The sequence below is a fragment of the Streptomyces sp. TRM64462 genome, assembly GCF_013362995.1.
Taxonomy (GTDB): domain Bacteria; phylum Actinomycetota; class Actinomycetes; order Streptomycetales; family Streptomycetaceae; genus Streptomyces.
In genome coordinates this window covers 10,665-23,323 of sequence record NZ_JABWDV010000353.1, presented here as the reverse complement: position 1 = coordinate 23,323, position 12,659 = coordinate 10,665, and the positions used below count along the sequence as shown (strand labels likewise).

10 protein-coding genes and 1 pseudogene are annotated in these 12,659 nt (G+C 72.0%); 1 reads left to right on the top strand and 10 read right to left on the bottom strand.

The window, feature by feature from the left end; translation table 11 throughout:
- Positions 1–227: 227 nt before the first annotated feature.
- The 10 genes and pseudogenes from aroQ to HTZ82_RS19325 all read right to left on the bottom strand — a co-directional run bounded on the left by aroQ (position 228) and on the right by HTZ82_RS19325 (position 10,363).
- Positions 228–668, bottom strand: a complete 441-nt coding sequence (aroQ, locus tag HTZ82_RS19370; RefSeq protein WP_175410683.1) for a type II 3-dehydroquinate dehydratase — start codon at positions 666–668, stop codon at positions 228–230.
- Entirely contained in the window at positions 665–1,759 is a 1,095-nt protein-coding gene (aroB, locus tag HTZ82_RS19365; RefSeq protein WP_175410682.1) for a 3-dehydroquinate synthase, read from the bottom strand. The genes aroQ and aroB overlap by 4 nt, the downstream gene beginning before the upstream one ends.
- Positions 1,760–1,932: 173 nt before the next feature.
- Positions 1,933–2,433, bottom strand: a pseudogene (locus HTZ82_RS19360) (shikimate kinase); the annotation flags it as partial.
- The gene (gene aroC, locus HTZ82_RS19355; RefSeq protein ID WP_175410681.1) at positions 2,430–3,614 is read right to left on the bottom strand and encodes a chorismate synthase; all 1,185 of its coding nucleotides are present in this window, start codon (positions 3,612–3,614) and stop codon (positions 2,430–2,432) included. The pseudogene HTZ82_RS19360 and the gene aroC, both read right to left, overlap by 4 nt.
- Before the next feature lie 257 nt (positions 3,615–3,871).
- Positions 3,872–4,699 carry a shikimate dehydrogenase gene (locus tag HTZ82_RS19350; protein ID WP_175410680.1) on the bottom strand — a complete coding sequence of 276 codons (828 nt, stop codon included), beginning with the start codon at positions 4,697–4,699 and terminating at the stop codon, positions 3,872–3,874.
- Positions 4,696–6,306: an endolytic transglycosylase MltG gene (mltG, locus tag HTZ82_RS19345; RefSeq protein ID WP_175410679.1), complete on the bottom strand. Its 1,611-nt coding sequence runs from the start codon at positions 6,304–6,306 to the stop codon at positions 4,696–4,698. The genes HTZ82_RS19350 and mltG overlap by 4 nt, the downstream gene beginning before the upstream one ends.
- 101 nt (positions 6,307–6,407) lie before the next feature.
- Positions 6,408–6,881, bottom strand: coding sequence for a Holliday junction resolvase RuvX (ruvX, locus tag HTZ82_RS19340; RefSeq protein WP_175410678.1), 474 nt, complete (start codon positions 6,879–6,881; stop codon positions 6,408–6,410).
- Positions 6,881–9,550 (bottom strand): alanine--tRNA ligase, encoded by a 2,670-nt coding sequence (gene alaS, locus HTZ82_RS19335; RefSeq protein ID WP_175410677.1) that lies wholly within the window; start codon positions 9,548–9,550, stop codon positions 6,881–6,883. Before alaS ends, ruvX begins: the two co-directional genes overlap by 1 nt.
- Positions 9,550–9,918 carry a DUF6167 family protein gene (locus HTZ82_RS19330; RefSeq protein WP_175410676.1) on the bottom strand — a complete coding sequence of 123 codons (369 nt, stop codon included), beginning with the start codon at positions 9,916–9,918 and terminating at the stop codon, positions 9,550–9,552. The genes alaS and HTZ82_RS19330 overlap by 1 nt, the downstream gene beginning before the upstream one ends.
- Before the next feature lie 7 nt (positions 9,919–9,925).
- A complete protein-coding gene (locus tag HTZ82_RS19325; protein ID WP_175410675.1) occupies positions 9,926–10,363 on the bottom strand; it encodes a DUF948 domain-containing protein in 438 nt (145 codons plus the stop codon).
- A 146-nt stretch (positions 10,364–10,509) separates the two neighbouring features.
- Between HTZ82_RS19325 and HTZ82_RS19320 the strand changes: the two genes are divergently transcribed.
- The coding region (locus HTZ82_RS19320; RefSeq protein WP_254711962.1) for an AAA family ATPase at positions 10,510–12,659 on the top strand (2,150 nt) is incomplete at its 3' end.

Here is a 12,659-nt window from a genome sequence, read left to right as displayed (position 1 = left end):
TTCCGGGGTGGTGTGCGTGCTGCGTCCACCCCGCTGCCGCTTGCCCCGGCTGGTGGTGGGGCGGCGGCAGCGGAGCCCCCACTGCGTGCTGCATCCGGTGCCACTCCGTCTCGTCCGACTGACGCTGATCGGGCGGCCGTTCGGGTCGCCCGTTACCGAACCGTACCCTCCCGGGCCGTCAGACGCTGAACGGTCCGGAAGGGTTCCCGGTCCTCCCGGCTTCGCTGTCAGTCCGTCAACTCGTCGGCGAGCGCCCGCAGGGCGAGCCGGTACGAACCGATGCCGAACCCCGCGACCGTGCCGGTGGCGATGGCCGCGACCACCGAGGTGTGCCGGAACTCCTCACGCGTGTAGGGGTTCGAGATGTGCACCTCGATCAGCGGAGCGGTACGCTGCGCGGCCGCGTCCCGTACGGCGTACGAGTAGTGGGTGAAGGCGCCCGGGTTGAGCACGACCGGAATCGAACGGTCGGCCGCCTCGTGGAGCCAGCGGATCAGCTCCCCCTCGTCGTTGGTCTCCCGCACCTCGACGTCGAAGCCGAGCTCCTTGCCGAGCGCCTGGCAGGTCTCCACCAGGCCGGCGTAGGAGGTGGCGCCGTAGACGTCCGGCTCGCGGGAACCGAGGCGGCCGAGGTTCGGGCCGTTGAGGACCAGTACGGGCCGGGTCACGCCGAGACCTCCCCGTACGCGGCGAGCAGCACTGCCGGGTCGGGGCCTTCCAGGACGGTCGGCTTGGCGAGGCCGTCGAGGACGATGAAGCGCAGCAGGTCGCCGCGGGACTTCTTGTCGACCTTCATGGTCTCCAGGAGCTTGGGCCACTGGTCGCCCCGGTAGGTCAGCGGCAGCCCGACCGACTCCAGGACCGTGCGGTGCCGGTCCGCGGTGGCGTCGTCCAGCCGCCCCGCGAGCCGGCCGAGCTCGGCGGCGAACACCATGCCGACCGACACCGCGGCGCCGTGCCGCCACTTGTAGCGCTCGTTCTTCTCGATGGCGTGCGCGAGGGTGTGGCCGTAGTTGAGGATCTCCCGCAGGCCGGACTCCTTGAGGTCGGACGACACCACGTCGGCCTTCACACGGATCGACCGCTCGATCAGCTCCGCCGTGTGCGGGCCCGCCGGGGTGCGGGCGGCCGCCGGGTCGGCCTCGATGAGGTCCAGGATCACCGGATCGGCGATGAAACCGGCCTTGATGATCTCGGCCAGACCACTCACGTAGTCGTTGACCGGCAGCGACTCCAGCGCGGCGAGATCGCACAGGACACCGGCCGGCGGATGGAAGGAGCCGACGAGGTTCTTGCCCTCCGCCGTATTGATACCGGTCTTGCCGCCGACGGCCGCGTCCACCATCGCGAGCACGGTCGTCGGCACCGCGATCCAGCGCACTCCGCGCAGCCAGGTCGCCGCGACGAACCCCGCCAGGTCCGTCGTGGCACCGCCACCGACGCCGACGATCACGTCGGTGCGCGTGAAGCCCGTCTGGCCGAGAGCCTTCCAGCAGTACGCGGCGACCTCGGCGGTCTTGGCCTCCTCGGCGTTCGGCACCTGGATAGCGACCGCCTCGTACCCCTGACCCGCGAGATCCTCGCGCAGCGCCTCACCGGTCCCGGCGAGCGCCTCCGGATGGATCACAGCGACCCGCTTGGCGGCGGTGCCGATCAACCCGGCGAGCTCGCCGAGCAGCTGCCGGCCGACCAGCACGTCGTACGGCTCCGAGCCGGCACTCCCGCCGACGTGGATGCGCGTCACTGGCGCGTCCGTCACTTGTCCTCCTTGCCGGGGGTGGTACTCCCCGGGAATTGCGGCTCCTTGCCCGGTGTCCGGGCGACGTCCCCCGCGGCCGGGGCGTGCGCCCCACTGCCCGGGGTCCCGGGGGCGTCCCCGGGGCGTTGCGCCCCGCTGCCGGGGGTCCGGGGGGCGACCCCCGGGAGATGCGGCAGGGCGTCGAGGATCGCTGCGGCGACCTCTCCGGGGGTCTTGTCGTCGGTGGCGACGATCACCCGGGCGACTTCGGTGTACAGGGCGCTGCGGGCCTCCATGAGCTCGCGCCACTGGCGGCGCGGGTTCACGGCGAGCAGCGGCCGGGCGGTGCCGAGGCCGACGCGGCGCACGGCTTCGTCGACGCCCATCGAGAGGTACGCGACGGGCTGCCCGGCCAGCAGCGCGCGGGTGCCGGCGTCGAGGACGGCGCCGCCGCCGAGGGCGAGGACGCCCGTGTGCTGGGCGACGGCCTCGCGGACGGCCTCGCGCTCCAGCGCGCGGAAGTACTCCTCGCCCTCGTCGACGAAGATGTCGGAGATCTCCCGGCCCTGGGCGGCGACGATGTCGGCGTCCGTGTCCCGGTAGGCCACGCCGAGCCGCTCGGCGAGCAGCCGGCCCACGGTGGACTTGCCGGACCCCATGGGGCCGACCAGGACGATCAGCGGGCCGGTGCTCACCGGATGTGCAGGTTGTCGAGGTAGGACCGGACGTTGCGGCGGGTCTCGGTCACGCTGTCGCCGCCGAACTTCTCCGCGACGGCGTCGGCGAGCACGAGGGCGACCATCGCCTCCGCGACGATGCCGGCCGCGGGTACCGCGCAGACGTCGGACCGCTGGTGGTGGGCCTGCGTGGCCTCGCCCGTGACGACGTCGACGGTCTTCAGGGCGCGCGGCACGGTCGCGATGGGCTTCATCGCGGCCCGTACGCGCAGGAGCTCGCCGGTGGTCAGGCCGCCTTCCGTACCGCCGGAGCGGCCGGAGGCGCGGCGGATGCCCTCGTCGGTGGAGACGATCTCGTCGTGGGCCTTCGAGCCCGGTACGCGCGCCAGGTCGAAGCCGTCACCGACCTCGACGCCCTTGATCGCCTGGATGCCCATGAGCGCGGCCGCCAGCCGGGCGTCGAGCCGCCGGTCCCAGTGGACGTGCGAGCCGAGGCCGACGGGCACCCCGTAGGCCAGGACCTCGACGACGCCGCCGAGGGTGTCGCCGTCCTTGTGGGCCTGGTCGATCTCCGCGACCATCGCCTTCGACGCGTCGGCGTCCAGGCAGCGCACCGGGTCGGCGTCGAGCTTCTCGACGTCGGCGGGCGTCGGGTACACGCCGTACGGCGCCTTGGCGGCGGCCAGCTCGACGACGTGCGAGACGATCTCGATGCCGGCGGTCTCCTTGAGGTACGACCGGGCTACGGCGCCGAGGGCGACACGGGCGGCGGTCTCACGGGCGCTGGCGCGCTCCAGGATCGGCCGGGCATCCGACACACCGTACTTTTGCATGCCTGCGAGGTCTGCGTGTCCAGGCCGAGGGCGAGTGAGGGGAGCGTTGCGCGCAAGCTCAGCGAGGTCGGCCGGGTCGACCGGGTCGGCCGCCATGACCTTCTCCCACTTGGGCCACTCGGTGTTCCCCACCATGATCGCCACCGGGGAGCCCATCGTCAGGCCGTGCCGGACGCCGCCGAGGAAGGTGACCTCGTCCCGCTCGAACTTCATGCGGGCACCGCGTCCATAGCCCAGGCGCCGCCGGGCCAGGTGGTCCGCCACCATCTCCGTGGTGATCGGGACACCGGCGGGAAGACCCTCCAGCGTCGCCACCAGCGCGGGGCCGTGTGACTCCCCCGCCGTCAGCCAGCGCAACCTGCTCAACGGTGCTCCTTCTGCTCGCGCCTGGATCTGCGGTCGGCGCGGCCGGGTACGTGGTGCCGGGCCCGCCTGTTCAAATCCTCCCATGTCCGGGCGGCGCGCCCGGCCCCGGTCCAGCAGGCGGACGCCGCGTCCCGCGCCGTGGCGCTCGGGCGGGGCGCGGGAGCGCAGGTCAGAGGCGGGGGAGGGGTGCGATGCCGGGTCAGCCGCGGGTCAGCCGCAGATCAGGCACCGGTCAGGACCGGTCAGGCACCGGGAGGTCACCGTTCCGCGAGGGCCGCCTCGCCGGCGGCGCGCATGGCGGCGAGCGGCGCGGGGGCGCGCCCGGTGTGCTGCTCGACCTGGAGCACCGCCTGGTGGACGAGGAGGTCGAGCCCGCCGACGACCGCGCCGCCGCCCTCCGCCCACGCGGCGGCCAGCGGCGTCGGCCACGGTTCGTACAGCACGTCGAAGAGGGTGCCCGGGCGCTCGGGTACGTACGGGGCGAGGGCGTCGGTGGAGCCGGCCGGCGTGGTGGCGATGACCAGCGGCGCATCGAAGGCGTGCACCGCCTCGGCCCAGTCGGCCGTGTGGACCTCGACGCCGAGGCGCTTGCCCCAGCCGCGCATCTCGTCGGCGCGCGCCTCGCTCCGTACGAAGGCGGTGACCGGTCCGGAGCAGATCCGGGCCAGCGCGGCGAGCGCCGACGAGGCCGTGGCACCGGCGCCGAGGATCGTGGCGGCCTCCACCTTCTCGACGCCGCGTTCGCGGAGTGCGGCGATCATGCCGGGGATGTCGGTGTTGTCGCCGAGCCGGCGGCCGTCCTCGGTGAACACCACCGTGTTGACGGCCTCGACGGCGCGTGCCGTGTCGCTGACCTCGTCGAGCAGGGGGATCACGGCCCGCTTCAGCGGCATCGTGAGGGACAGCCCGGCCCACGTCGCGTCGAGCCCGTCGAGGAAGCCCGGCAGGCCCGCCTCGTCGACCTCGAACCGGTCGTACGTCCAGTCGGTGAGGCCGAGTTCGGCGTAGGCCGCCCGGTGCAGGACGGGCGAGAGCGAGTGCCCGATGGGCGAGCCCAGGACCGCGGCGTGCTTCGCTGTACTCATTGCCCCGCTCGTTCCCGTTCCTTCTGGTACTCCGCGACGTTGCGGTTGTGCTCCTCGTTGGTCACCGAGAATACGGTCTTGTCCTCGTTGATCGAAACGAAGTAGAACCACGGGCCCGGCGTCGGGTCCATCGCGGATTCGAGTGCCTCCTTGCCCGGATTGCTGATCGGACCGGGTGTCAGACCCTTGATGCCGTAGGTGTTGTACGGGTCCTTGATCTTCCGCATCTCCGCGACCGAGCCGACGTCCAGGGTGCTCTCGCCCCTGAGGTAGTTGACGGTGGAGTCGAACTCCAGGCGTCCGACGGTCTCGACGTTGTCGGGCTGGAGGCGGTTGTAGACGACGCGGGCGACCTTGTCGAAGTCGTGCTTGTACTTGCCCTCGACCTGGACGAGGCTCGCCACCGTGATGAGCTCCCAAGGCCCCTTGAGGCCAAGGGACTTGGCCTTGCCTTCGAGGTCCATCTTGGCGTACTCCGCGTTGGAGCGCGCGACCATCTTCCGCAGGACGTCCTCCGGCTTGTTGCCCTTGGCGACCGGATAGTCCACGGGATAGAGGAAGCCCTCCAGCGGGTCCTTGACGTTGGGATGGCCGGTCGCCCAGGCGGGCAGTCCGAGTTTGCCCGCCTGCTCCTTGGCGACCTTCGCCGTGGTGCCGGCCGGGAGTTCCAGTCGCTTGTCGATCTGTTCGTACACCCAGGCGTTGCGCTTGCCCTCGGGGATGATGAGGACGTTGCGGCTCTTCGGGTTGACCATGGCCTCGACGGCGGAGGCGGCGGACATGCCCTTCTGCAGGGTGTAGAAGCCCGGCTGGATGGAGCGCCCCTTTTCGTTGTGCTCCTGGGCGGCGACGAAGGCATCGACGCTCTTCACGACGCCGGCCTTCACGAGGAGGCTGCCGATCTCGTTGCCGTAGGCGTTCTTGGGGATCTCGACGGTGACGCTCTCGCCGGTGCCGCTGCCGGTGTAGTCGGGTGCCGGGCCGAACTGGTCCTGCAAGAACTGGTAGCCGAAGTAGCCGAAGTAGCCGACGCCGCCCACGAGGACCAGGCTGACGAAGAGGCAGGCCACGCTGTTGCGGCCCTTGCGCTTCTTGTTCCTGCCGCGGCGGTCGCGGGCCTCGCGGCGCGACTCGGCCGGGTCGTCGTCGTACGCGTCGTGTGCGCTGTCGCCGTCGTCGGGGCCGTCGAAGAACGGGTGGTGCGACTCGTCCTCCGGCTCCGGGGCCTCCGCCGGCTCGGGGCGGCGCTGGCCGGGGGGCTGGGGCGGGGGGTATGCCTCGGGGGTGCTGTACGGGTCGGGGGCCTGGCCGCCGTACGGGTCGGCGGGCGGGGGCGCGCCGTACGGCATCGCGGCCTGCTGGCCGGTGCCGGTGTCCCAGCCGCCGCCGTACTGCTGCTGCGCGCCGGTGCCGTACGGGTCGTTGCCGTAGGCCTGCTGGTACGGGTCGTGGTGGCCGCCGTGCCCGCCGCCGTACTGGGGCTGCTGCACCGGCTGCTGCTGGTAGTACGGATCGCCGGGCTGCTGACCGCCCCAGCCCTGGTCCCCGTACAAGGGGTCCTCGGGGTGCCAGGGCTGGGAGCCGGGCCTGCCGCCATACTCAGTCATCGATCCCCAAACAGCCGTGAGGCTTCCGGGACGTCCGCCTCGACGTTGTACGGCGGCTGTTCGAATGCCACCGCAATGCGCGGAACGTTACCGTATCGCGATCAGATGACCACTTCGACGCTCTCACCGGGCGGATTACCTGATACCCGTTCGGACTCAAGAGCGTTCTGGAGGATGATCACAGCGGCGGCCTGGTCGATGACGGACCGGCCCTTCTTCGACTTCACCCCGGAGGCGCGCAGTCCCTGTGTCGCCGTCACCGTGGTCATGCGTTCGTCGACCAGGCGTACGGGTACGGGTGCGACGCCCTTGGCCAGTTCCCGGGCGAAGGCGCGCACCTTGGTCGCCGCCGGCCCCTCCCTGCCGCTGAGCGAGCGGGGCAGTCCAACGACGATCTCGATGGGCTCGTACTCCTCGGCGATCTGGCGGAGCCGCCGGTGGGCGGCCGGGACGTCACGTCCCGGCACGGTCTCCACCGGCGTGGCGAGTACCCCGTCGGGGTCGCACGAGGCGACCCCGATCCGGGCGTCCCCGACGTCGATCGCGAGGCGGCGGCCGCGTCGCATGCCGCTCATCAGGCCGTCTCGGCGACCAGGCGCTCGACGGCGGCGATGGCGTCACCGACGGCGTCCGCGTTCTGACCGCCGCCCTGGGCGACGTCCGGCTTGCCGCCACCGCCGCCGCCGAGGGTCTTGGCAGCCGTGCGGACCAGGTCGCCGGCCTTGAGGCCGCGCTCGCGGGCGGCCTCGTTGGTGGCGATGACGGTGAGGGGGCGGCCGTTGGCCGTGGTGAACAGGGCGACGACGGCGGGGCGGTCACCCGGGATGCGGCCGCGGACGTCGAGGACCAGCCTGCGCAGGTCGTCGGCGCCGGTGCCGTCGGGGACCTGGCCGGTGACCAGGGCCACGCCGCGTACGTCCTGGGCGGACTCGGCGAGGCCGGCGGCAGCCTGGAGGACCTTCTCGGCGCGGAACTTCTCGATCTCCTTCTCGGCGTCCTTCAGCTTGCCGAGCATGGCGGAGATCTTCTCCGGGAGCTCCTCGGAGCGGCCCTTGACCAGCTCCTGGAGCTGGGCGACGACCGTGTGCTCACGGGCCAGGAAGTTGTAGGCGTCGACGCCGACGAGGGCTTCGATACGGCGCACGCCGGAGCCGATCGAGGACTCGCCGAGCAGCTTCACCAGGCCGAGCTGGGCCGTGTTGTGGACGTGCGTACCGCCGCACAGCTCCTTGGAGAAGTCGCCGATGGTGACGACGCGGACCTTCTCGCCGTACTTCTCGCCGAACTCGGCGATGGCGCCCTGCCGCTTGGCCTCGTCGATCGGCATGACCTCGGCGTGCACGTCGAGCTCGCGGGCCAGGACCTCGTTGATCTTCTGCTCGACGTCGGTGAGGACCGTGCCGGGCACGGCGGACGGGGCGCCGAAGTCGAAGCGGAAGCGGCCCGGCGAGTTCTCGGAGCCGGCCTGGGCGGCCGTCGGGCCGAGGGCGTCGCGCAGCGCCTGGTGCGTGAGGTGCGTGGCGCTGTGGGCGCGGGCGATGGCGCGGCGGCGTGTGACGTCGATGGTGGCGTAGGCGGTGGCGCCGACGGTGACCTCGCCGACCTGGACGGAGCCCTTGTGCACGGACACGCCCGGGACGGGCTGCTGGACGTCGCGGATCTGGATGACGGCGCCGCTGTGCAGCTTGATGCGGCCCTGGTCGGCGAGCTGGCCGCCGCCCTCGGCGTAGAACGGGGTACGGTCGAGGACGACCTCGACGTCGTCGCCCTCGGAGGCGGCCGGCGACGGGACGCCGTTGACGAGGAGGCCGACGACCGTGGTCTCGCCCTCGGTGTTGGTGTAGCCGGTGAACTCGGTGGCGCCGGAGGTGTCCGCGATCTCGCGGTAGGCGGTGACGTCGGCGTGGCCGGTCTTCTTGGCCTTGGCGTCGGCCTTGGCGCGCTCCCGCTGCTCCTTCATCAGGCGGCGGAAGCCCTCCTCGTCCACGGTCAGGCCCTGCTCGGCGGCCATCTCGAGGGTGAGGTCGATGGGGAAGCCCCAGGTGTCGTGGAGCAGGAAGGCCTTGTCGCCGGAGAGGACGCCGGAGCCGGCCTGCTTGGCCTCGGTGACGGCGCCGTCCAGGACGTTCGTACCGGCGTTGAGCGTCTTGAGGAAGCGGGCCTCCTCGGCGAGGGCGACCGTCTCGATGCGCTTGCGGTCGGTCTCCAGCTCCGGGTACTGCTCGCCCATGGTGCGGATGACGGTGTCGACGAGCTGTCCGACGACCGGGCCGGTGGCGCCGAGCATGCGCATGTTTCGGATGGCGCGGCGCATGATGCGACGCAGGACGTAGCCGCGGCCCTCGTTGCCGGGGGTGACGCCGTCGCCGATGAGCATGACGGACGTGCGCATGTGGTCGGCGACCACGCGCAGCGAGACGTCGCTGTCGTGGGCCTTGCCGTAGGAGACACCGGTCAGCTCGGTGGCCTTGTCGATGACGACCTTCAGGGTGTCGGTCTCGTACATGTTCTGCACGCCCTGGAGGATCATCGCGAGGCGCTCGAGACCGAGGCCCGTGTCGATGTTCTTGCTGGGCAGGTCACCGAGGATCTCGAAGTCCTCCTTGCCGGTGCCCTGGCCGCGCTCGTACTGCATGAAGACCAGGTTCCAGATCTCCACGTACCGCTCGTCGTTGACGGCGGGGCCGCCTTCGGCGCCGAACTCGGGGCCGCGGTCGTAGTTGATCTCGGAGCAGGGGCCGCAGGGGCCCGGGACGCCCATCGACCAGAAGTTGTCCTTCTTGCCGAGGCGCTGGATGCGCTCGGCGGGGACGCCCACGACGTCGCGCCAGATCTGCTCGGCCTCGTCGTCGTCCTGGTAGACGGTGATCCAGAGCTTCTCGGGCTCGAGGCCGTAGCCGCCGTGCTCGACCGGGGAGGTCAGCAGCTCCCAGGCGAGCTTGATGGCGCCTTCCTTGAAGTAGTCGCCGAAGGAGAAGTTGCCGCACATCTGGAAGAACGTGCCGTGGCGCGTGGTCTTGCCGACCTCTTCGATGTCCGGGGTGCGGACGCACTTCTGGACGCTGGAGGCACGCTTGTACGGCGGCTTCTCCTCGCCGAGGAAGTACGGCTTGAAGGGCACCATGCCGGCGTTGACCAGGAGGAGAGTCGGGTCGTCCGCGATGAGCGACGCCGAAGGCACGACGGTGTGCCCGCGCTCCTCGAAGAAGCTCAGCCAGCGGCGGCGGATTTCAGCCGACTCCATCAGTGGTCCTCATTCCGGTTGTATGGGTGGTTGGGGTACGGGTGGTCGGTGGGGCGTCCGAGGGATGGGGGTCCCCCCTGCTCGAGCGGAGCCGAGAGCTTGGGGGAACGGCGGGGCGCGGGCAGGGCGGGATCGGCCGGCGGCGCGTCCAGGCCCAGTGCCTCACCCAACTCGGCTTCGCGCTGGAGCATTCCCGCGCGGACGTCGAGCGCGAAGTCCTTGAGCCGGTGCCCGGTCTCGACCGCCTTGTCGGCCGCCTGGGCGGCGAGGCTCTCGGGCGTGAGCTGCTTGAGCTTGCGGTTGACCTTGGTGGTGGCCCAGACACCGGCGGCCGCGCCCGCGGTGAACCAGAACGCTCGGCGGAACATGGTCCGGTCAGCCCTTTCGCTTCCGGCCGTTACGGGCCCTGGGCACCGTACGACCGACGATCACCGTGCGCCGGGACCGCTCGGCCGACGGCCGGTCGTCCCGGTTGCGGCCGAGCGCCCGTCGGACGCCGTAGCCGAACGCCGCGACCTTGACGAGCGGGCCGCCGAACGTGGACGCGACGGTCGTGGAGAGCGCCGACGCGTTGGACGTGACCTCCTGGACGTCCGAGGCGATCGCGTCGACCCGGTCGAGCTGGGTCTGCGCGGACCGTACGGCCGCCGACGCGTCGGCGAGCAGGGGGACGGCCTGGTCGGTCACGTCCGCCACGAGCCGGGTGGTCGCCTTGAGCGTTCCGGCGAGTCTCACCAGCACCACGGCCAGGAAGGACACCAGGATCGCCCAGAAGACGGCCACCAGGATCCCGGCAACCTCTCCACCGGTCACTGCGCACCGCTCTCTGCTCGTTGAAGGTCGTTCCCCGAGCCTATCGCGCCCGGGCGCGCTGCCCGTACCGGATAAGGAGCCCTCCGAACAGGCATGAGGCAGCCCGATTGTACGGAGCGCAGTGTCATCGGTACGCTCCGTGTCCCATGCGACGGAGCAATCTCCCGGCCGAGCTGAACCGGTTCGTCGGACGCGACGCGGAACGTACGGAACTGGACGGGATGCTGGCGGAGTTCCGGCTGGTCACGGTCGTCGGGGTGGGCGGGGTGGGCAAGTCACGGCTTGTGGCGCGCGTGGCGCGGGATGCGCAGAAACGCTACTGCGACGGGGTGCGCCTCGCGGAGCTGGCGGGGTTGCGGGACCCGGGCCTGGTGGACCACGCGCTGGTGGACGCCCTGGGGCTGACGGATCAGACGAGCAGGCCGCCCCGCGAGGTGCTGGTCGAACATCTCGCGGGGCGTGAACTGCTGCTGGTGCTGGACGGGTTCGAGCATCTGGTGGACGAGTGCGGGGCCCTGGTGCGGCAGCTGCTGGAGCGCGCGCCGGGCCTGACGGTGCTGGCGGCGGGGCGGCGGCCGCTGCGCGTGGCCGGGGAGGCGGTGCTGCCGCTGGCGCCGATGCGGGACGGGGACGCGGTGCGGCTGTTCACGGAGCGGGCCGCGGCGGCGTTGCCGGGGCTGCGGCCGGCTGATCCGGCTCTGGTGCGGGAGGTGTGCCGGCGGCTCGACGGGATCCCGCTGGCGCTGGAGCTGGCGGCGGGGCGGTTGTCGGCGCTGAGCGTCGAGCAGGTGCTGCACCGGCTGGACGACCGGTTCCGGCTGCTGACGGGCGGGAGCCGGGGTGCGCCGGCGCGGCATCAGACGATGCGGACGGCGATCGGCTGGAGCCATGAGCTGTGCACGCCGGAGGAGCGGCTGCTGTGGGCGCGGCTGTCGGTGTTCGCGGGGCCGTTCGACCTGGACGCCGTGGAATACGTGTGCAGTGGCCCGGATCTGCCCGAGGCGCGGGTGCTGGATGTGCTGGGCGAGCTGATCGCGCAGTCGGTGGTGCTGCGCGAGGAGGGCCCGGCGGGCCTGCGCTACCGGATGCTGGACACGGTCGCGGCGTACGGGGCGGAGTGGCTGACCGCGCTGGGGGACGCGGAGCGGCTGCGGCGGCGGCACCGCGACTGGTACATGGGGCTTGCCACCTGGTGCGAGCTGGACTGGTTCAGTCCGCGGCAGGCGGAGGTTGCGGCGTGCGCGGAGAGCGCCCTGCCGAATCTGCGGGCGGCCCTTGAGCTGTGTCTGGAGGTGCCGGGCGACGCGCATCTGGCGCAGCACCTGGCGGGGACGCTCTGGTTCTGCTGGGTGGGCTGCGGGCGGCTCGCGGAGGGCCGGCACTGGCTTGACCGTGCGCTGGCGGTGGAGTCGGGGCACGAGGAGGCGCGGCTGAAGGCGCTGTGGGTGTTCGCGTACGTGGCGATCCTGCAGGGCGACGGTACGGCGGCGGTGGGGGCGCTGCACGAGTGCGGGGAGCGGGCGGCGCTGACCGGGAACGCGCTGGCCCTCGCGTACACGACGCACCGCAAGGGATGCCTGGCGCTGCTGTCGGACGACATGCCGCGGGCGGAGGAGCTGCTGGAGCGGGCGCTCGCCTCGTACCGGGAGCTGGGCGAGCTGAACAGCCAGGTGCTGATGGGGCAGGTGGAGCTGGCGATCACGAAGGTGTTCCAGGAGGACCTGGAGTCGGCCGTGGCGCTGTGCGAGGACGTACGGCAGATCTGCGAGGAGCGCGGCGAGCGCTGGACTCGGGCGTACGCGCTGTACGTGCTGGCGTACGCGGCGTGGACGCGGGGCGACCACGGGGAGGCGCGGGAGTTGCTGGACGAGTGCGTCACGATCGACCACGCCTTCCACGACCTGGTGGGTCTGGTGCTGGCGATCGAGCTGCTGGCGCTGGTGACGGCGAGCGAGGGCGACCCGGCGGAGGCGGCGGTGCTGCAGGGCGCCGCGGGCCGGATGTGGGAGGCGGTGGGGCCGCCGCTGTTCGGCTCGGCGTACTTCGGGGCGCCGCGGCAGCTGTGCGAGCGGCGGGCGGGTGAGCTGCTGGGGGCGGAGCGGTTCCAGGCGTACGTGGCGGAGGGCGGCGCCCTGTCGCTGGACGCGGCGGTGGAGCGGGCGCTGACGGCGGGGCGACGGGCGCGGAGCCAGGACGGTCCCGAGGTGCTGGAGGCACGGGAGCCGTCGAAGGAGCAGGCGCGGGGCGGCCGGGCGGCGGTCCCGGAAACGCGGAAGCCCGCCGGCTCCCCCACCGG

Coding starts and splice junctions, on each gene's coding strand:
- HTZ82_RS19350 (WP_175410680.1), bottom strand. CDS start 4,699: ATGAGTACAGCGAAGCACGCCGCGGTCCTGGGCTCGCCCATCGGGCAC.
- mltG (WP_175410679.1), bottom strand. CDS start 6,306: ATGACTGAGTATGGCGGCAGGCCCGGCTCCCAGCCCTGGCACCCCGAG.
- ruvX (WP_175410678.1), bottom strand. CDS start 6,881: ATGAGCGGCATGCGACGCGGCCGCCGCCTCGCGATCGACGTCGGGGAC.
- alaS (WP_175410677.1), bottom strand. CDS start 9,550: ATGGAGTCGGCTGAAATCCGCCGCCGCTGGCTGAGCTTCTTCGAGGAG.
- HTZ82_RS19330 (WP_175410676.1), bottom strand. CDS start 9,918: ATGTTCCGCCGAGCGTTCTGGTTCACCGCGGGCGCGGCCGCCGGTGTC.